Origin of the sequence: Rhodococcus sp. NPDC059234 (assembly GCF_042754225.1) — a bacterium.
Taxonomy (GTDB): Bacteria; Actinomycetota; Actinomycetes; order Mycobacteriales; family Mycobacteriaceae; genus Rhodococcus_G.
The window spans coordinates 9158-32164 of the sequence record NZ_JBHZAH010000041.1; the positions used below are offsets into that span (position 1 = coordinate 9158).

General features: G+C 70.0%; 1 protein-coding gene (running past one end of the window). It reads left to right on the forward strand.

From position 1 onward, the window contains the following. On the forward strand, positions 1–23007 hold part of the coding region annotated (locus tag ACFXGJ_RS11440; protein WP_378619193.1) for a non-ribosomal peptide synthase/polyketide synthase (this coding region is incomplete at its 3' end). 6000 nt of the annotated region lie beyond the right edge of the window; 23007 of 29007 annotated nt are visible.

Genomic DNA, 23007 nt, shown 5'->3' on the forward strand with positions numbered 1-23007 from the left:
TTGAAGCCGACTGCGTTCGACGGACTCGACGGCACGAACCGCGCCACCGAGGCGGAGGCGAACGAGGCTTTCCCGCTGTCGCATGCACAGCTCGGCATGTGGTACGCCCAGCACGTCGATCCCGAAGTCCCGATCAACATCGCCCAGTACGTCGACCTCCGTGGCCCCCTGGACGTCGAGTTGCTCGACGAGGCCAGCCTGACCGGGTCGCGGGAGTTCGGCACCGGGTTCCTGCGCCTGATCGAGGTCGACGGCACCCCGTACCAGGTCATCGACCTGTCGATCGAGGACCACGTCGGTTACGAGGACTTCCGCGGCCATGCCGATCCGGTGGCGGCCGCGCACGAGTGGATGCGTGCCGAATTCGGCGCCCCTCTCGACTTGCTCGAGGACCGCCTGATCTGCGCCACGCTCCTTCAGCTCGAGGACGAGCGGTACTTCTGGTACTCGCGGGTGCATCACATCGCGCTCGACGGCTTCGGCGCGATGGCGTACATGATGCGCGTCTCCGAGCTGTACTCGGCGCTCCTCGAGGGCCGCGAACCCGCACCGTCCAAGGCCTGCAGCCTGCGCACCCTGAACGAGGCCGACGTGGCCTACCGGGAGAGCGCCCGGTTCGCGGCCGACCGCGAGTACTGGGCCGAGCGGATCGCGGGCATGGAGGAGGGCAGCAGCCTCAGCAGTCGCACGGCGGCGCCGGCGGTCGTCAACGGGATCGCCAGCGCCGCGTTGTCCGACGGGGCCAACGAGCTGTTGACCTCCGCCGTGGCGAAGCACGCTTCGTCGCCGGCGGGCATGCTGATCGCCGCATTTGCCGGATACCTGGCACAGCTGACCGACTCCGAGGACGTGATCCTGAGTCTGCCGGTCACCGCGCGCACGACCGCACCCATGCGGCAGTCCGGCGGCATGCTCTCCAACGTGGTGCCGCTACGGCTGCACGTCGGTATGGACACCACCGTTTCGGATCTGCTGAAGGCCGTCCAGATCGCGGTCGCCGGTGCCCTGCGGCACCAGCGTTACCGGCACGAGGACATTCGCCGCGACGCGTCGTCGAGTGCCATGGCGCGTGATCTGCTCGGGCCGCTGGTCAACATCATGCTGTTCCACAACGAGATCACCCTCGGTCCGGTGCTCGGCGAGTTCAACATTCTCTCCACCGGCACCGTCGAGGACCTCGCGGTGAACTTCTACCAGAGCGTCGCGGGGACGAGGACGCACGTCGACTTCGAAACCAACCCCAATCTGTACACGCAGGACGAGGCGCACCGGCACCACTCGCGGTTCCTGGACTACTTCGAGCGCTTCCTCGCCGCTGACGAGTCGGCACCGGTGTGGAAGCTCGGTGCCGCCTCGGACGGCGAGTTGGCGACCCTGCTGACCGACTGGAACGAGACCGGCCACCGCGTCGAGGACGGCACGCTGGTCTCCGCGTTCGAGTCGCAGGTGCAGCGGACCCCCGACGCTGTCGCGCTGTCGTTCGAGAACGAGTCGCTGACCTACGCGGAGTTCGATGCGCGGGTGAATCGACTTGCGCGGCACCTTATTTCGATGGGAGTCGGCCCGGAGTCCCTGGTGGCGCTGGGGATGCGGCGGTCGATGGACCTGCTGGTGGGCGTGTACGCGGTACTCGCCGCAGGCGGCGCCTACGTGCCGATCGATCCGGACCAGCCCGCGGAGCGGGTGGGGCACATCCTCGACACGGCCGCCCCGGCCTGTGTGCTGTCCACATCACGGGACGGCCTCGAGGTGTCGGGGGACGAGTCTGTCCTCTTCGTGGACGCCCTCGATCTGTCGGGGTACCCCGCGGGATCGATCGCCGACGCGGAGCGGGTGTCGGCGCTGTCGCCGGACAACACGGCATACGTCATCTTCACGTCGGGGTCGACGGGCCGGCCGAAGGGTGTCGCGGTCAGCCATCGCGCGATCGTGAACCGGCTGGAGTGGATGCAGGCCGAGTACGGCCTCGGTGCCGACGACGTGGTGTTGCAGAAGACGCCGGTGACGTTCGACGTCTCGGTGTGGGAGTTGTTCTGGCCGTTGCAGATCGGCGCTCGGCTGACCATTGCAGTGCCGGACGGGCACCGGGATCCGGCATACCTGGCGCAGGTCATGGCGGACGAGTCGGTGACGACCGCACACTTCGTCCCGTCCATGTTGGCGGTGTTCGCGGCGTACGCGAGCGAAGCGGCCGGAACTGCCGCGCAGGCGTCGTCGCTCCGGCAGGTGTTCGCCTCGGGTGAGGCGCTGCCCGCCGACACCGCGGATCGGCTGCGTGAGGTCCTTCCGCAGGTGCGGTTGCACAACCTGTACGGCCCCACGGAAGCCGCGGTCGACGTCACGTTCCACGAGGTCACCGAGGCGGACACCGCCGCCGTGCCGATCGGTGCGCCGGTGTGGAACACCCAGGTGTACGTGCTGGACTCCCGGCTGCGACCGGTACCGGCCGGGGTCGAGGGTGAGCTGTACCTGGCCGGCGTGCAGCTGGCTCGCGGGTACGTCGGACGAAGCGACCTGACCGCGGACCGCTTCGTGGCCAATCCCTTCTCCGACACCGGTGCGCGGATGTACCGCACCGGAGACCTGGTGTCGTGGAACGAGTCCGGCGAAATCGAGTACGTCGGTCGTACCGACTTCCAGGTCAAGCTGCGTGGACTGCGAATCGAACTCGGGGAGATCGAGACCGCGATGCTCGACCTCGCCGAGGTCGCACAGTCGGTGGTGGTCGTGCGGGCGGACCCGCAGGCCGGCGAGCAGCTGATCGGGTACGTCGTCCCCGCGCCCGGTGCCGTCGTCGAGCCGGAGGCCGTGCGTTCCGCCGTGATGCGGTCGCTGCCGGCGTACATGGTCCCGGCGGCAGTGGTGGTTCTCGCGGAGTTCCCGCTCAACGCCTCGGGCAAGCTCGATCGCAAGGCTCTGCCGGTTCCGGTGCTGACTCCTCGCGACGGCGTCTTCCGCGCTCCTCGAAGCCTTTCCGAGCAGATGGTGGCCGGCATCTTCGCCGACGTCCTCGGGCTCGACCGGGTCGGGGCCGACGACAGCTTCTTCGAGCTCGGCGGCAACTCCCTGATCGCCAACCAGGTGGTCTCGCGCATCGGTGCGGCGTTCGGCGCCCGGATCGGTGTGCGGATGCTGTTCGAGGCGCCGACCGTCGCCGGTATCGCCGCGCGGATCGAATCGCTCTCCGGAACAACCGATTCCGGGATCGCGCTGGTGGCCCGTCCCCGGCCCGAAACTGTGCCGCTCTCGCTCGCGCAGCAGCGCATGTGGTTCCTCAACCAGTTCGATCCCGCGGCAGGCACGTACAACCTGCCGTTCGTCGTGCGGCTGGCCGGCGACGTCGACGAGGCGGCCTTGACGTCCGCCCTCGCCGACGTGCTCGAGCGGCACGAGTCCCTGCGCACCGTCTTCCCCGACTCCGAGCACGGTGCGCACCAGGTCGTCGTGCCCAGCCACGAACTCGACCTGTCGACCGCTGCCGAACCGGTCGACGAGCAGGATCTGGCGTCGCGGCTCGCCGAGTTCGCCGTGGCCGGATTCGACGTCACCACGCAGATCCCGATCCGTATCCGGGTGTTCGAGGTGGCGAGGACTGCGGCGCAGCCTGCCGACCGCCCGGAGTTCGCGGTCGCGATGGTCGTGCACCACATCGCCGCAGACGGCATCTCGCTGTCGGTGCTCGCCCGCGACGTCGTCGCGGCGTACACCGCACGGGCGGAGGGGGTGGCCCCGGCCTGGGACCCGCTCCCCGTCCAGTATGCCGACTACACCCTCTGGCAGCGTGAACAGCTCGGCGCCGAGGACGACCAGGATTCGTTGTCCGCCAAGCAGATCGACTTCTGGCGGACCGCCCTGGCCGGCCTTCCCGACCAGCTCGACCTGCCCGCGGACCGTCCGCGCCCGGCGATCCAGTCCTTCGAGGGCGGCCGGTCGTCGTTCGAGATTCCCGCGAGCACCTACGAGGCGCTCGTCGGGTACGCACGCTCGCAGGGCGTCACACCGTTCATGGTGACGCACGCCGCACTGACGGTGCTGCTCTCCCGGCTGAGCGGAACCTCCGACATCGCGGTGGGCACGGTCGTGGCCGGTCGCGGGGAGCAGGCGCTCGACAACCTCGTCGGCATGTTCGTCAACACCCTGGTGTTGCGCACCCAGGTGGATCCGAACGCGTCGTTCACCGACCTGCTGAGCCAGGTGCGCGAGGACGATCTCGCGGCCTTCGGTCATGCCGACGTCCCGTTCGAGCGACTGGTGCAGGTGCTCAACCCGGCGCGCTCGACCGCCCGCCATCCACTGTTCCAAGTGGTGCTGTCGTTCGAGAACATGGACCGGGCCGAGGTCGAACTGCCCGGTCTGACCGTGTCGGCGGACGAGGTCCGGGTCGACGTGTCGAAGTTCGATCTGCAGCTGACGATCTCCGACCGGCCGGGGGGCACCGGCGCGCGCGAGAGTGTCTCCGCCGAGTTCATCTACGCGAAGGACCTTCTCGACGAGGCGACCGTGAACGGCTTCGCCGAGCGCTTCGTCAGGATCCTTGATGCCGTCGTCACGACGCCCGGAGTGCCGGTCGGTGACGTCGAGATTCTCGAGCCGGGCGAGCTGGTCGACCTGTCCGACCGGTGGGGCGGAGTCATGCCGTCGGTGCCGTCGACGCTGCCGTGGCCGCAGACGATGGCCGAGATCTTCGTCGCCGGGGCGGCGATCGATCCCGACGCGGTCGCGCTGGTCGGTGCGGGCGGCCGCGAGCTCACCTACCGCGAACTCGACGAACGCTCCTCGCGCCTGGCCCGGGTCCTGATCGCCGAGGGCGCTGGACCGGAATCTACTGTGGCCGTGGCTATTCCCCGCTCGATCGAGTCCGTCGTCGCGGTGTGGGCGGTCACGAAGACCGGTGCGGCGTTCGTGCCCGTCGACCCGAAGTACCCGGCCGAGCGGGTGTCGCACATGGTCTCCGACAGTGGGGCGGTGATCGGTGTCACGGTCGCCGACTTCGCCGAGCGGCTGCCGGCCGACCTGCACTGGCTCTCGATCGACGATGCCGACCTGGTCGACCGCTGCGCGGCGGTCTCCGCGGCACCGGTGTCCGACGCCGACCGGATCGCACCGCTGCGGCTTGCGCACCCCGCCTACGTCATCTACACCTCGGGGTCGACGGGTAGGCCGAAGGGTGTCGTGGTCACCCACGCCGGCCTTGCCAACGTCGTCGAGCACCAGAAGCACCACTACCGGCTGGTGCCCGGATCACGTTCGCTGCACGTGGCCTCACCGAGTTTCGACGTCGCGGTGTACGAGGCGCTGATGGCGTTCGGGTCGGGCGCCACCATGGTGGTCGTGCCCTCCGACGTGTTCGGCGGCGTGGAGCTGACGAACCTGCTGCGCGAGCAGCGGGTGACCCACGCCATGATCACCCCGGGCGCGCTCGCGACGATGGACCCCACCGGGCTCGACGAGTTCGCGACACTGATGGTTGCCGGTGAGGCGTGTCCGCCCGAGCTGATGGCGCGGTGGTCGGCAGGTCGGCGATTCATCAACGCCTACGGTCCGACCGAGTCGACCGTCCTCGCCACCAGCACCGACGTGCTGACCGCCGGCATGCCGGTGACGATCGGCGGTCCGGTCGCAGGTATCGGCGCGCTGGTGCTCGACGGCCGGCTGCATCCGGTGCCGGCGGGAGTGGTCGGCGAGCTGTACGTGGTGGGCGCCGGCCTCGCCCGGGCCTACCGGGGTCGTCCGGACCTGACCGCCGAACGCTTCGTGGCCGATCCGTTCGGTGAGCCGGGGCAGCGGATGTACCGCACCGGCGACCTCGCGCGCTGGACCGCGGACCGCGAGATCGAGTACCTGGGCCGATCGGACTTCCAGGTGAAGGTCCGAGGATTCCGCATCGAGCTCGGTGAGATCGACGCGGTGCTCGCGGCGCAGCCGGGGGTCGACTTCGCGGTGACGGTCGGGCACCACAGTGCCGCCGGTGTCACCTCCCTGGTGTCCTACCTGCACGGGGCGGACGGCGCCGACCTGGACGTCCCCGCGATCCGTGAGTCGGCGGCGAAGATCCTGCCCGCCCACATGGTGCCGTCCTCGATCATGGTCCTCGACACCGTTCCGCTCACGCCGGTCGGCAAGCTCGACCGGAAGGCATTGCCGGAACCCGTTTTCGAGGTGCGTGCCTATCGCACTCCGTCGACGCAGCACGAGTCGATCGTCGCCGAGGTGTTCGCCGACGTGCTCGGCCTCGAGCGGGTGGGCATCGACGACGACTTCTTCGAACTCGGCGGCAACTCGCTGATCGGCACCCAGGTGACTGCCCGACTCGGCGCCGCACTCGATGCGACCGTCCCGGTGCGAGTTCTCTTCGAGGCGCCCACGGTCGCCGACCTCGCCGCGCGGCTCGAGTCGTACACCGGCCGCCGCCGGCCTGCACTGACCGCGGGCGAGCGCCCGGAGCGGGTTCCGCTCTCGCCCGCACAGCAGCGCATGTGGTTCCTCAACCGGTTCGACCCGGAGTCGGTCGCGTACAACCTGCCGCTCGCGATCGCGATGTCGGGCGAACTGGACGTCGAGGCGCTCGAACGGGCGGTCGCCGACGTGATCGGTCGTCACGAGGCGCTGCGAACGGTGTTCCCGGACACCGACTCCGGCGCGCAGCAGATCGTGCTTCCCGCCGACGAGGTGGCGCCGACCCTCGCCCCCGTCCCGGTGGCCGAATCGGACCTGCTGGGCACTCTCGTCGAGTTCTTCTCGACCGGTTTCGACGTGACCGAGCAGGCGCCGCTGCGGGTGTCGCTGCTGCAGACCTCCGGTACCGAGTTCGTGCTGGCGATGGTGGTGCACCACATCAGTGCCGACGGCTGGTCGATGGCTCCGATGGCCCGTGACGTGATGGCCGCGTACGCGGCGCGTGCCGCGGGCACGGCGCCCGCGTGGTCGCCGCTGCCGGTGCAGTACGCGGACTACGCGCTCTGGCAGCGCGAGATCCTCGGGTCCGAGGACGACCCGGAGTCGGTGGCCGCAGAACAGCTCTCGTACTGGACGCGAACGCTGGCCGGGTTGCCCGACCAGCTGGACCTGCCGAGCGATCGGACCCGCCCGGCGGTGGCGTCGTACCGCGGCGCGATGCATCGGTTCGAGATCGACGCGGAACTGCACCGGGCGCTCGGTGAACTCGCGCGCGCGCAGGGCGCCTCCCTGTTCATGGTCCTGCACGCGGCGCTGTCGGTGCTGCTGGCGCGGCTGTCGGGCACCTCCGACATCGCCGTCGGCACGCCGGTCGCCGGCCGCGGCGAGGCCGCGCTCGACGACCTGGTCGGCATGTTCGTCAACACGCTGGTGCTGCGCACCGAGGTGGACATCGCCCGCCCGTTCACCGAGATCCTGTCGCAGGCACGCGAGAACGACCTGGGCGCTTTCGGGAACGCCGACGTGCCGTTCGAGCGCCTCGTGGAGGTGCTCAGCCCGGCACGGTCGCAGGCGCGGCACCCCCTCTTCCAGGTGGTCCTCTCGCTCCAGAACCAGGGCCGGACGGATCTGGAACTGCCGGGTCTGAGCATTCGCGCGCTCGAGTACGACGAGCAGGTGTCCAAGTTCGACCTCCAGGTGAACCTGACCGAGTCCAGCGACGGCGACGCCGGTCTCACCGCGGAGCTGACCTACGCGACCGATCTGTTCGACGCGGAGTCGATGCGCGAGTTCGAGGCACGCTTCCGGCGGGTGCTCGAGTCCGTCGTCGCCGATCCGGCCGCTCCCGTCGGCGACATTGCACTTCTCGATGCGGACGAGCTCGATCACGTGTTGGCGCAGTGGAACTCGGCGGGTTCCGACGTCGGCGTCGACCGGACCCTGGTCGAGTGGTTCGAGTCGGTCGCGGCCCGTCGCGACGACGCGGTCGCCGTCCGGTTCGAGGACACCGCGGTGACCTACCGGGAACTGGACGAGCGTGCCAACCGCCTCGCTCGTGTGATGATCGAAGCCGGCGTGGGCCCGGAGTCGCTGGTGGCGGTGGCGTTGCCGCGCAGCGCCGACCTGGTGGTCGCGCTGCTGGCGGTGCTCAAGGCGGGCGGCGGTTACCTGCCCGTCGATCCGACGTACCCGGCGGATCGCATCGAGTACATGCTCTCCGACGCGGCACCGGTCTGCGTGCTGACCTGGGGCGGTCGCGAGATCGATTTGCCCGCCGGACTTCCGGTGATCGAGCTGGACGCAGTGGACCTGTCCTCGGTCGCCGCGGCACCGGTCTCCGATGCCGACCGGCTGGCTCCGCTGCGGCCGGAGAACGTCGCGTACGTGATCTACACCTCCGGTTCGACCGGGCGCCCGAAGGGCGTGCAGGTCCCGCACCGCACCGTGGGCCGGTTGATGTCGAACACGGAGTCGGAGTTCGGCTTCGACTCCTCCGACGTGTGGACGATGTTCCACAGCTACGCGTTCGACTTCTCGGTGTGGGAGCTGTGGGGCCCGCTGCTCTACGGCGGCACGCTGGTGGTCGTCGACTACTACACCTCGCGGTCGCCGGAGCAGTTCCTGGAACTGCTGGCGCGTGAGCGGGTGACGGTGCTCAACCAGACCCCGTCGGCGTTCTACCAGTTGGCGGAGGCCGATCGGCAGACGCCGGCGGATCTGGCGTTGCGGTACGTGGTCTTCGGTGGCGAGGCGCTCGAGCTGCGCCGGCTCGGTGACTGGTATTCCCGTCGTGCCGATGCACCGGTGCTGGTGAACATGTACGGCATCACCGAGACCACGGTGCACGTCTCGCACCGTCGTCTCGACGAGCGCACCGCCGCGACCGCGTCGGGCAGCCTCGTCGGCCAGGCGATCGCCGGTCTGCAGGTGTTCGTCCTCGACACCCGGATGCGTCCGGTCCCGGTCGGCGTGCCCGGCGAGATGTACGTCGCCGGTGTGCAGTTGGCGCGCGGCTACCTGGGTCAGCCCGCGCTCACCGCGGGCCGGTTCGTGGCGAACCCGTTCGACCCGCAGGGGTCCGCCCTGTACCGCTCGGGCGACCTCGCCCGCTGGAACCGTGACGGCGAGCTCGAGTACCTAGGTCGTGCGGACGACCAGGTGAAGGTGCGCGGCTTCCGTATCGAGCTCGGCGAGATCGAAGCGGCCGTGCTGGCACCGGACTCGGTGGCCCAGGCGGCGGTCATCGTGCGTGAGGACACGCCGGGCAGTGTGCGGCTGGTGGCCTACCTGGTGCCTGCAGACGGTGTGGCGGTGGATGTTTCGGCCGTCCGCGACTCCGCCGCGGCGGCGTTGCCGGAGTACATGGTGCCGTCGGCGTTCGTCGTGCTCGACGAGATCCCGCTGACCGCGAACGGCAAGCTCGATCGCCGGGCGTTGCCCGCGCCGGCAGCCGAGGTACGTGAGTTCCGTGCGCCGGTCACCGTCACCGAGGAGATCGTCGCCGGCGTGTTCGCCGAGGTCCTCGGGCTCGACCGGGTCGGCCTCGACGACGACTTCTTCGAGCTGGGCGGCAACTCGCTGATCGCCGCGCAGGTCGTGGCCCGGATCGGTGCGGCTCTCGACGCCAAGGTGCCGGTGCGGACGCTGTTCGAGGCGTCCACCGTCGCCGCCGTCTCCGCGTCCGTCGGTGACCTCGCGGGTGGGGGCGCGGTCGTGGCCCTGTCCGCCGGTCCGCGGCCCGAGCGGATCCCGCTCTCCCCGGCTCAGTCGCGCATGTGGTTCCTCAACCAGTTCGACACCGAGTCCGCGATGAACAACATCCCGGTGGCGGTGCGACTGAGCGGATCGGTCGACGCCGCAGCGCTGCGCGATGCGATCGCCGACCTGCTCGACCGCCACGAGGCCCTGCGGACGGTGTACCCGGACACGGCCGACGGCCCGGTTCAGGTGATCGTCCCCGTCGCACAGGCGATGCCCGACCTCACGCCGACCGCGGTGACCGAGGACGACGTCCTCGGTGAGCTCGTGCGCGAAGCGGCGACCGGGTTCGACGTCACCGAGCAGGTGCCGTTGCGCGTGCGGCTGCTGCAGATCTCCGAGACCGAGCTCGTGCTGGTCTTCGTCGTGCATCACATCAGTGCGGACGGCTGGTCGATGGGCCCGCTGGTGCGGGACGTGATGACCGCGTACGCGGCCCACGCCGCGGGTGCGGCGCCTGCCTGGTCGCCGCTGCCGGTGCAGTACGCGGACTTCGCGCTGTGGCAGCGCGAGGTGCTCGGGTCCGAGGACGACCCGCAGTCGCTGGTGTCCACCCAGCTGCAGTACTGGTCGGACACGCTGGCCGGGCTGCCGGACCAGCTGGATCTGCCGAGTGACCGGCAGCGTCCGGCGGTGGCGTCCTATCGCGGAGCGGCGCACCGATTCGAGATCGACGCCGACCTGCATCGCGACCTCAGCGGTCTGGCTCGTGGTCAGGGCGCCACCCTGTTCATGGTCGTGCACGCGGCGCTGTCGGTGCTGCTGGCGCGGCTGTCGGGTACCTCCGACATCGCGATCGGTGCGCCGGTCGCGGGACGCGGCGAGGCCGCGCTCGACGATCTCGTCGGTATGTTCGTCGGCACCCTGGTGCTGCGCACTCAGGTCGATTCCGGCGCGAGCTTCGAGGAGATTCTCGGACAGACCCGTTCGGTCGACGTCGCGGCCTTCGCCAACACGGACGTTCCGTTCGAGCGGCTCGTGGAGGTGCTCAGCCCGGCGCGATCGCAAGCGCGGCACCCGCTCTTCCAGGTGGCACTGACCTTCCAGAACATGGACGTGCCGACGCTCGAACTGCCCGGTCTGACCGTGAGTGGCGTCGAGATCGACGCCCGGGTGGCGAAGTTCGACCTCCAGGTGACGATGGCGGAGACGTTCTCCGACGACGGCGCGCCGGCGGGTATGACGGCAGAACTGACCTATGCCACCGACCTCTTCGACGACTCGACGATGCACGCCTTCGCACAGCGATTCGTGCGACTGCTCGACGCGGTGACCGCCGACCCGGCCGGAACGGTCGGCGACGTCGACCTGCTCTCGGACACCGAGCGCCGCCACGTGCTCGAGGAATGGCCGGTCGCGGGGCCGGACGCGGGTGTCGACGGCACCCTGGTCGAGTGGTTCGGTACCGCCGCGTCCCGCTTCCCCGACCACGTCGCGGTGCGCTTCGGCGACGGGCAGCTGACCTACAGCGAGCTCGACGAGCGCACGAATCGCCTGGCGCGCAAGCTGATCGAGTCCGGTGTCGGACCCGAGACCCTCGCCGCGGTGGCGTTGCCGCGCTCGCTCGATCTGGTGGTCGCGCTGCTGGCGGTGCTCAAGGCGGGCGGCGGTTACCTGCCCGTCGATCCGACGTACCCGGCGGATCGCATCGAGTACATGCTCTCCGACGCGGCACCGGTCTGCGTTGTCGCGGAGTCGAACAGCACGGTCGTGTTCCCCGACACCCTCGCGGTGATCGAGCTGGACACCGTGGACCTGTCCGGGGTCTCGGCGGCGCCGGTCCCCGATGCCGAGCGGGCGGCTCCGCTGCGAGCGGACAACGTCGCGTACGTGATCTACACCTCCGGTTCGACCGGGCGCCCGAAGGGCGTGCAGGTCCCGCACCGCACCGTGACCCGACTCATGCGGAACACGGAGCGGCGCTTCGGCTTCGACTCCTCCGACGTGTGGACGATGTTCCACAGCTACGCGTTCGACTTCTCGGTGTGGGAGCTGTGGGGCCCGCTGCTCTACGGCGGCACGCTGGTGGTCGTCGACTACTACACCTCGCGGTCGCCGGAGCAGTTCCTGGAACTGCTGGCGCGTGAGCGGGTGACGGTGCTCAACCAGACCCCGTCGGCGTTCTACCAGTTGGCGGAGGCCGATCGGCAGACGCCGGCGGATCTGGCGTTGCGGTACGTGGTCTTCGGTGGCGAGGCGCTCGAGCTGCGCCGCCTGAGCGACTGGTACGACCGCCACCCGGACACCGCTCCCTCGCTGGTGAACATGTACGGCATCACCGAGACCACGGTGCACGTGTCGTACCGCAGGATCGATGCCGAGACGGCGGCCGAGGCCTCCGCGAGCATCGTCGGCCAGGCGATCGACGGTCTGCGGGTCTACGTGCTCGACGAGCGCCTGCAGCCCGCGCCGGTGGGTGTGCCGGGCGAGATGTACGTCGCCGGTGTGCAGTTGGCGCGCGGCTACCTGGGTCAGCCTGCGCTCACCGCGGGCCGGTTCGTCGCCGACCCGTTCGGGTCGGGACTGCTGTACCGCTCGGGCGACCTCGCGCGGTGGAGCGGCGAGGGTGAGCTCGAGTACCTAGGTCGGGCGGACGACCAGGTGAAGGTGCGCGGCTTCCGTATCGAGCTCGGCGAGATCGAGGCGGCCGTGCTGGCACAGGACTCGGTCGCGCAGGTCGCGGTCATCGTCCGCGAGGACACCCCCGGCAACCCGGTGCTCGTCGCCTACGTGGTGCCGGGCGGGTCGGACCTCGACGTCGCCGCGGTGCGCGACGGCGCCGCGACGGCGCTGCCGGAGTACATGGTGCCGTCGGCGTTCGTCGTGCTCGACGAGATCCCGCTGACCGCGAACGGCAAGCTCGACCGGAAGTCGTTGCCGGCGCCGGTGGTTCAGGCGCGCGAGTACCGCGCCCCCGAGACGGCCGCCGAGGAGATCGTCGCAGGCGTGTTCGCCGAGGTGCTCGGGCTCGACCGGGTCGGCCTCGACGACGACTTCTTCGAGCTGGGCGGCAACTCGCTGATCGCCGCGCAGGTCGTGGCCCGGATCGGTGCGGCTCTCGACGCCAAGGTGCCGGTGCGGACGCTGTTCGAGGCCTCGACCGTCGCCGCGCTCGCGGTTGTCGTCGACGGCCTCGCCGGCAGCGGCGCCCGTCCGGCGCTGGTGGCCCAGGCTCGGCCGGAGCAGCTCCCGCTGTCGTTGGCGCAGCGCCGGATGTGGTTCCTGAACCGGTTCGACACCGAGTCCTCGATCAACAACATTCCGATGGCGATCCGGCTCTCCGGCGAGCTCGACCTCGCCGCGATGGAGGTCGCGCTGGCGGACGTCGTCGCGCGGCACGAGTCGCTGCGGACCCGCTACCCCGAGACGGCCGACGGCCCGATCCAGGTGATCGAGGCGCCGGAGACGGTGACCGGCGAGCTGATCCCGATTCGGATCGCCGCCGACGAACTGCCCCAGCGCCTCTACGAACTCGGCACCACGCAGTTCGACGTCACGGTCGAGGTCCCGGTGCGGATCAGCCTCTTCCAGGTCGACGAGCCAGGAGTGGAGCCGGCGGAACGACCCGACGGCACCGAGTTCGTGCTCGCCGCCGTGGTGCACCACATCGCGGCCGACGGTGCGTCGATCACGCCGTTCGTTCGCGACATCATGACCGCCTACACCGCCAGGCGGGCCGGCGACGCTCCCGGATGGTCGGAACTGCCCGTGCAGTACGCCGACTACGCGCTCTGGCAGCGTGAGGTGCTCGGGTCCGAGGACGACCCGCAGTCGACCATCTCCCGCCAGCTCGACTACTGGCGTGGTGAGCTGGCGGGACTGCCGGCCCAGCTCGACGTGCCGAGCGATCGGCCGCGGCCCGCCGTCGCCACCAACCAGGGGCAGACGCGGCGGTTCGCAATCGAACCCGCCCTGCTGGCACAGCTCAATGCCATTGCCAAGGAGAACAACACGTCGTTGTTCATGGTGATGCACACGGCGGCGGCCGTGCTGCTGGCCCGGCTGTCGGGCACGTCCGACATCGCGATCGGTACCCCGGTCGCGGGCCGCGGCGAGGCGGCGATCGACGATGTCGTCGGCATGTTCGTCAACACCCTCGTGCTGCGGACCGAGGTCGACACGGCGGAGTCCTTCGCCGGTCTGCTGTCTCGGGTTCGTGCAAGCGACCTCGGCGCATTCGGGAATGCCGACGTGCCGTTCGAGCGGCTGGTGGAGGTGCTCAACCCGGCACGCTCGCAGGCCCGGCATCCGCTGTTCCAGTTCGCCATGTTCTTCCAGAACCACGGCCAGACCGCCGTGGAGCTGCCGGAGCTGAGCGTCAGTGCGGTCGACTTCGACCCGCAGGTCGCGAAGTTCGACATGCAGTGGACCTTCGTGGAAACACCCGCGGATGCGGGCGCGGCCGCCGGGATGACGGTCGCACTTACCTACGCGACGGACCTGTTCGACGAGGCGACCGCGATGGAGTCGTTCGGACACCGCTTCGTCCGCGTGCTCGAGGCCGTCGCGACCGCTCCCGAGCGGCCGGTCGGGGACTTCACGCTGCTCGAGGCGCGCGAGCTCGAGCGGGTGCTGGTCGAGTGGAACGACTCGGCGCACCCGGTCGATGCCGGTGAACTGCTTCTCGACGCGTTCGACCGTCAGGTGCTGGCGTCGCCGGACGCGACGGCGGTGACGTACGAGGGCGAGTCGCTGACCTATGCGGAGCTGGCGGATCGCGTCAACCGGCTCGCCCGGATGCTGATCGGGCAGGGCGTCGGCCCGGAGTCGTTGGTGGCGTTGGCCGTTCGGCGTTCGCTCGACCTGGTGGTCGGGATGTACGCCGTGATCGAGGCCGGTGGCGCCTACGTGCCGGTCGATCCGGACCATCCGGTCGACCGGATCGGACACATCCTGGACACCGCGGCACCGGTGTGTGTGCTGACCGCTGCGCGAGAGGAATTCGAGGTTCCAGGGGACAGGTCTGTCCTGTGCATCGACACGGTGGACGTGTCGGGCTACTCGGCGGCGCCGGTCACCGACGCGGACCGCGCGGGGGTGCTGCGGCCCCACCACCCGGCCTACGTCATCTTCACCTCGGGTTCGACCGGCAAGCCCAAGGGCGTGGCCGTGCCGCACGCCGCGATCGTGAACCAGATGGCCTGGATGCAGGCCGAGTACGGATTCGAGTCCTCGGACGTCTACCTGCAGAAGACGGCGACGACCTTCGACGTCTCGCTGTGGGGCTACTTCCTGCCGCTGCGGGTCGGTGCCCACCTGGTGGTGGCGACGCCGGACGGTCACCGCGACCCGGGCTACGTCGCGGACACGATCAGCGACCTGGGCGTGACGATCACGGACTTCGTGCCGTCGATGTTGACGGTGTTCTCCGACGTCGTGTCCTCGGATCGCCGCGCGGCCGCCACCTCGGGCGCACCCGTCGCGGAGTTGTCGTCCCTGCGGCACGTGTTCGCCATCGGTGAGGCCCTGCCGGCGGAGACCGTCCACAGCTTCGAGGGCATCACCGGTGCCCGGCTGCACAACCTGTACGGACCGACCGAGGCCGCGGTCTCGATCACCTACGCCGACGTGACCGGCACCGCCGCGAGCGGATCGGTGTCGATCGGCCGACCGGAGTGGAACTCGCAGGTCTTCGTGCTCGATTCCCGGTTGCGGCCGGTCCCCGTCGGAGTTCCCGGCGAGCTGTACCTCGGCGGCGTGCAGTTGGCGCGCGGCTACTACGGCCGGGTGGACCTGACCTCGGACCGGTTCGTGGCCAACCCGTTCTCCGCGATCGGCGAGCGGATGTACCGCACCGGCGACCTGGTCACCTGGGACGCCACGGGCGAACTGAACTACATCGGGCGCACCGACTTCCAGGTGAAGTTCCGTGGACAGCGCATCGAGCTCGGCGAGATCGAGACCGCCCTGCTGGCGCATCCCTCGATCAGCCAGTCGGTCGCGGTCGTCGCGGCTACGCCCACCGGCGACCAGCTGGTCGGCTACGTCGTGCCGTCGGCGGGTGCAGACCTCGACGTCGACGAGCTGCGCAGCGCGCTGGGGCACTCCCTGCCCGCGTACATGGTGCCGGCGGCACTGATGGTGCTCGAGGCGTTCCCGCTGAACTCGAGCGGCAAGCTGGACCGGAAGGCGTTGCCGGCACCCGTCTTCGAGTCGAAGACGTTCCGTGCGCCGACGACGCCGGTCGAGCAGGTCGTCGCCGACGTATTCGGTGAGGTCCTCGGCGCCCCGCAGGTCGGCTTGGACGACGACTTCTTCGAGCTCGGCGGCAACTCGCTGGTCGCGACGCAGCTGATGGCCCGGATCGGTGCGGCACTCGACACCCGGGTGCCGGTCCGTGAGCTGTTCGAGGCCTCCACGGTGGCGGCGCTCGCGGCCCGTCTGCAGACCCATGCCGGGTCGGGTGGCCGGGTCGCACTGGTGGCCAAGCCGCGCCCGGACGCGATCCCGCTGTCGCTGGCGCAGCAGCGGATGTGGTTCATCAACCAGTTCGACACGACCTCCGCGGCCAGCAACATTCCGGTGGCGGTCCGCCTGACCGGCGAACTGGACGTCGAAGCGCTGCGGGCGGCGATCGGCGACCTGGTCGCACGGCACGAGGTGCTGCGCACGGTGTACCCGGCGCTCGACGGCACCGGGCATCAGGTGATCCTGCCCGCCTCGTCCGCAACGCTGGAGTTGACCACGGTCGAGATCGCCGAGGACGACGTGCTCGAGCGCGTGGTCGCGGTCGCGACGGAGGGCTTCGACGTCACGGCCGCGGTGCCGGTGCGCGCGGTCCTGTTCTCGGTGGCGGGAACCGACGAGCACGTGCTCGTGCTGGTGGTCCACCACATCGCGGGCGACGGCTTCTCCATCCGTCCGCTGACCCGGGACGTGATGATCGCGTACGCAGCCAGGGCTGCGGGCGAGCTGCCCGGATGGGAACCGCTGGCCGTGCAGTACGCGGACTTCGCGCTGTGGCAGCGGGAGGCACTCGGGTCCGAGGGCAACCCGGATTCGCTCGTCGCCCAGCAGATCTCGTACTGGACGCAGACCCTCGAGGACGTGCCGGTCCAGTTGGACCTGCCCGCCGACCGGGTCCGGCCGATGGTCGCCTCGCACATCGGTGACACGGTCGAGTTCGCTGTCGACGTGGAACTGCACCGCGCGCTGATCGAACTCGCACGCAACCACAACGCGACGATGTTCATGGTGTTGCACTCCGCGCTGGCCGTGCTGATGGCACGGCTGAGCGGGACCGAGGACATCGCGATCGGCACGCCGGTCGCGGGTCGCGGCGAGGCGGCGCTCGACGATCTGGTCGGCATGTTCGTCAACACCCTGGTGCTCCGAACCGAGGTGGCGCCGGCGCGTTCGTTCGCCGAGTTCCTCGCGGCCACCCGGGAAGTGGACCTGTCCGCCTTTGCGAACGCCGACGTCCCGTTCGAGCGGCTCGTCGAGGTGCTCAGCCCCGAGCGCTCACAGTCCCGGACGCCGCTGTTCCAGGTCGCGTTGTCGATGCAGAACATGGGCCAGACCACCCTGGAACTGCCGAGCCTGCGGGTCGAGGCCCTGGACGTCGACCCGAAGGTTGCCCGCCTGGACCTGCAGGTGAACCTCTCCGAGACCTTCGACGGCGAGAGCGCGCCGACGGGAATCCGGGGCAGCTTCACCTATGCGACAGACCTGTTCGACGCCGCGACGATCGAGGGCTTCGTCGCTCGGTTCGTCCGGGTGCTCGAGTCGATCGTCGCGGGTGCGAACGTTCCGGTGGGGGACATCGAGATCCTGTCCCCGGCCGAGCGGGCCGAACTCGCGAGCAGGATCGGCGCCGGCGAGACCGAGCCGCAGACCCTGCCCGAACTCCTCGCCGCCGCGGCGGGACGGGATCCCTCGGCGGTCGCCCTCGTCGCCGACGGACGATCGCTCACCTACCGTGAGCTCGACGAGGAGTCGTCGCGGCTGGCTCGGATTCTGATCGCCCGCGGCGCTGGCCCGGAGTCCGTCGTCGCGATGGCGCTGCCCCGTTCGGTGGAGTCGGTGCTCTCGGTCTGGGCGGTGGCGAAGACCGGTGCCGCCTACGTGCCGATCGACCCGAGCTACCCGGCCGACCGGATCGAGCACATGGTCTCCGATTCGGAGGTCGTCGTCGGTGTCACTGCCGGGCAGTTCGTCGATGCGCTGCCGGGTTCGGTGCAGTGGCTCGTGCTCGACGACGGCGACTTCGTCGCCCAGTTGTCCGAGTCCTCGCCGGCGCCGGTCACGGACGCTGATCGGATCAGGCCGGTCCGGCTCGAGCAGCCGGCCTGGGTCATCTACACCTCCGGTTCCACCGGAAAGCCCAAGGGCGTCGTGGTCACCCACGTCGGCCTGGCCGACTTCGTGGAGTTCCAGCGTCGCGCCACCCTGGTGACCCCGCAGTCGCGGGTGCTGCACTTCGCGTCGCCGAGCTTCGACATCTCCATCAACGAGATGCTGCTCGCCGCGATGGCGGGTGCGTGCCTGGTGATCGCCCCGACGACCGTCTACGGCGGCACGGAGCTGGCGGACCTGCTGCGTGGTGAGCGGGTGACGCACGCGATGATGACGCCGACCACGCTGTCGTCAGTGGACCCGTCCGGACTGCCCGACCTGGGCATGATCGGTGTCGGCGGCGAGGCGTGCACGCCCGACCTGGTGGCCCGGTGGGGTGGCAACCGAGAGTTCCTCAACGGGTACGGCCCCACCGAGACGACCATCGTCGTCTCCTTCACCGAACCGATGATTCCCGGCCAGCCCATCACCATCGGCAAGCCGGTGTGCGGCGTGCGGGCGCTGGTGCTCGACACCCGCATGCAGCCCGTGCCCGACGGCGTCGTCGGCGAGCTGTACATCGGCGGCTCCAGCCTCGCCCGCGGCTACCGCGGGCGCCCGGATCTCACGTCGGACCGCTTCGTCGCGGATCCGTTCGGCGAGCCGGGCGGGCGGATGTACCGCACCGGTGACCTGGTCCGGTGGACCGACACCGGCGACCTCGACTACGTCGGGCGCTCGGACTTCCAGGTCAAGGTGCGCGGCTTCCGCGTCGAACTGGGCGAGGTCGACTCCCTGCTCACCGCGCAGTCGGGCATCGAGTTCGCGGTCACCATGGGGCACTCCGGCGCCGGCGGCGTCAGCACCCTGGTGTCGTACGTGTTGCCGGAGGACGGCGTCGAGGTCGACGTCGAATCACTCAAATCCGTTCTCGGACAGTCGCTCGCCCAGCACATGGTTCCGTCGGTGATCATGGTCCTCGACGAGGTTCCGCGTACCCCGGTCGGCAAGCTGGACCGAAAGGCGCTGCCGGCGCCCGTGTTCGCGGCGAAGGCATACCGTGCCCCGACCAATCCGGTGGAGGAGGCGATCGCCTCGACCTTCGCCGACGTGCTCGGGATCGAGCGGGTCGGACTCGACGACGACTTCTTCGAACTCGGCGGAAACTCGCTGATCGCCACTCAGGTCACGGCCCGGTTGGGCGTTTCGCTGGACGCAACGGTGCCGGTGCGCACCCTGTTCGACGCGTCGACGGTCGAGGCACTGGCCGTGGAGATCGAGCAGTACGTCGGCACGGGCGGTCGGCCCGAGCTGGTTGCGCAGGAGCGGCCGGAGACGATCCCGCTCTCGCTGGCACAGCAGCGGATGTGGTTCCTCAACCGGATGGATCCGGAGTCGGCGGCGTACAACATTCCCGTCGCGATCCGGCTCACCGGTGACCTCGACGTCGTGTCGCTGCAGGCCGCTGTCGTCGACGTGCTCGAGCGGCACGAGTCGCTGCGCACCGTGTACCCGGAGGTCGACGGCGACCCGCAGCAGGTGATCGTGCCTGCCGCGCAAGCGGTTCCGGACCTGACCCCGGTGACTGTCGCCGAGGCCGAGATCGTCGACCGGGTGGTCGCGCTGATGTCGGCGCCGTTCGACGTCGTCTCCGAGGTGCCGCTGCGCGCCGCGTTGTTCTCGACGGGGGAACGGGACTACGTCCTGGTCCTGTCGGTCCACCACATCAGCGCCGACGGCTGGTCCATCGCGCCGCTGACCCGCGACGTGATGGTGGCCTACGAGTCGCGCCGCGCGGGCATGCCGGGGCCGGACTGGTCGCCGTTGCCCGTGCAGTACGCGGACTTCGCGCTCTGGCAGCGCGGCATGCTCGGCTCCGAGGACGACCCGGAGTCGCTGATCTCGAGGCAGCTGGACTACTGGCGCGGCGCGCTCGACGGCGTGCCCGGGCTACTGGAGCTGCCCACCGACCGGTCCCGGCCCGCGATCGCGAGCAACCGGGGCGCAACCGTGGCGGTGCAGATCGACCGCGACCTGCGCGCCGGAATCGAGCGGGTCGCCCGCGAGCAGGGCGTCACCGAGTTCATGGTCGTGCACGCGGCCCTCGCGGTGCTGCTCGCGCGACTGTCCGGGACCGAGGACATCGCGATCGGCGCCCCGATCGCGGGCCGCGGCGAAGCGGTGCTCGACGACCTGGTCGGCATGTTCGTCAACACCGTGGTGCTGCGCGCCCAGGTCGAGGCCGCCGAATCCTTCGCGGCGCTGGTCGCCCGGGTTCGCGACACCGACGTGACCGCTTTCGGGCACGCGGACGTGCCGTTCGAACGCCTGGTGGACGCCATCTCGCCGGTCCGGTCGCAGTCGCACTCGCCGCTGTTCCAGGTGTCGCTGACGTTCCAGAACCTGGCCCGCACCGAGCTGGAACTGCCCGGCCTCACCGTCGCAGGCCTGGACGCGAACATGGTGGTCGCGAAGTTCGACCTCGACTTCACGATGTCGGACCGCCTCGACGCGGACGGTCGGGTCGACGGCATGGATGCGATCGTCACCTACGCCACGGACCTGTTCGACGAGCAGACCGTGCGGTCGTACGCCGACGGACTCGTCGCCGTGCTCGAGCAGGTGACCGGTGACGTCGCCCGTGTCGTCGGCGACCTCGACCTGGTGTCGGCGTCGGATCTGCAGCGGACGCTGCACGACTGGAACGCCACCGATGCCGAGGTCCGGCAGGGCACGCTGGTGGACTGGATCGACGAGAGCGCGAGTCGATTCGCCACCCACCCGTCGGTGTCGTTCGACGGAATCACGCTCGGCGCGGGCGAGTTCGACGCTCGGGTGAACCGACTCGCGAGGTTGCTGATCTCCCGCGGGGTCGGACCGGAGTCGACCGTCGTCGTGGCGGCGCGCAGGTCGGTGGAAATGCTGACCGCGATGTTCGCGGTGGTCAAGGCCGGTGGTGCGTTCGTGCCCGCGGACCCGGACCAGCCGGCCGATCGCCTCGCCACCGTCTTCGAGATCGCGGAACCGGTGTGCGTGCTGACGACGTCGTTCGACGGCGTCGAGGTGCCCGACGGTCTCGCGGTCGTCGAGATCGACCGGGCGGACGTGTCCGCCTTCGACGCGACGCCGGTGCGCGACGCGGACCGGGTGGCGCCGCTGCGGCCCGAGAACCCGGCATACGTGATCTTCACCTCGGGTTCCACCGGTGTGCCGAAGGGCGTTTCCGTTCCGCACGCGGCGATCGTGAACCAGCTGTCGTGGTTCGTCGACGAGTACACGGTCACGGCGGACGACGTGGTGCTGCAGAAGACGCCGGTGGTGTTCGACCCGTCGGTGTGGGAGCTGTTCGTGCCGTTCCTCGCCGGCGCGCACCTGGTGATCGCCCGGCCGGACGGACACCGCGATCCGCGGTACCTCGTCGAGGCGTGCCGCGAGTGGGGAGTGACCCTGCTCGGGTTCGTCCCGTCGATGCTGGCGACGCTGGTCTCCGAGCCGGAGCTGGCGCTGCCCCCGACGGTCCGCGCGTTGCAGCTGGCAGGCGAGGCGTTCAGCCCCGAGTTGGCGGCACGCACGTCGGCCGTGTCGGACGTGCGAATGAACAACGCGTACGGTCCGGCCGAGACGACGTTGACGTCGGTGCACTACTGGTGCGACGGATCCGAGACCGAGTCGATGCCGATCGGTCGCGGCGTCTGGAACATGAAGGCGTACGTGCTCGACTCGCGTCTGCACCCGGTTCCGGTCGGTGTCGCAGGTGAGATCTATCTCGCGGGTGGACAGGTTTCTCGTGGCTACCACGGCCGGTCGGACCGGACGGCAGAGCGGTTCGTCGCGAACCCGTTCGACGACGGCGGTTCGGTGATGTACCGCACCGGCGACCTGGCGCGCTGGAACCGGCGCGGCGAGCTGGAGTACCTGGGTCGCACCGACTTCCAGGTCAAGCTGCGCGGTCAGCGGATCGAACTCGGTGAGATCGAGTCGGCGCTCGAGCGGATCTCCTCGGTCGCGCAGGCCGTGGTGGTCCTGCACGCCGGCGCGGCCACGGGCGACCAGTTGGTGGCCTACGTGGTGGCACCCGGTGCAGCCGGGGCGGACCTGCGTGCGCAGGTGGCGACGACGTTGCCGGGGTACATGGTGCCGGCGACGGTGATGGTCCTCGACGAGTTCCCGCTGAACACCTCCGGAAAGCTGGACCGCAAGCTCCTGCCCGCGCCCGTGTTCGAGACGAGGGCGTTCCGCGCGCCGGTGACCGCGACCGAGCAGACGGTGGCCGCCGTGGTCGGCGAGGTGCTCGGCATCGCCGAGGTCGGTCTCGACGACGACTTCTTCGAACTCGGCGGCAACTCTCTACTCGCCATGCGTCTGGTCTCCCGGATCGACGCCGCGCTCGGCTGCGCGCTGGCGGTGCGTGAGGTGTTCGAGGACGCGACGGTGGCGGGCCTGGCCGCCCGCGCCGACGCGACCGTCGGGGCGGCTCGGGGGATCGCGCTGTCGGCGCGGACCCGTCCGGACCGAATCCCGTTGTCGCTCGCACAGAATCGGATGTGGTTCCTCAACCAGTTCGATCCGTCGTCGTCGGCGTACACCGTCCCGCTCGCGATCAGCCTGCGGGGGCAGCTCGACGTCGAGGCGCTCAACGGGGCCGTCCGGGACGTCCTCGAGCGGCACGAGTCGCTGCGCACGGTGTTCCCGACCGACGAGCAGGGCCCGGCGCAGGTGATCCTGCCCGCCGACCAGGTCGTGCTGGACCTCGAACCGCTGGACACCCCGGCGCACGAGGTGCCCGAGCGGGTGCTCGAGATCCTCGGCGCCGGATTCGACGTGAGTGCACAGGTGCCTGTGCGCGGCGCGCTGCTGCGGACCGGCGACGACGAGCACGTGCTGGTGATGGCGATCCACCACATCAGCACCGACGGCGTCTCGACCGGGCCACTCGCCCGTGACCTGACGCTCGCCTACGTGGCGCGCGCGGCAGGTCAGGCCCCGGCCTGGGCGCCGCTGCAGGTCCAGTACGCCGACTTCACCCTGTGGCAGCTCGAGCGGCTCGGCTCCGAGGGCGACCCGGAGTCGTTGGCCGCC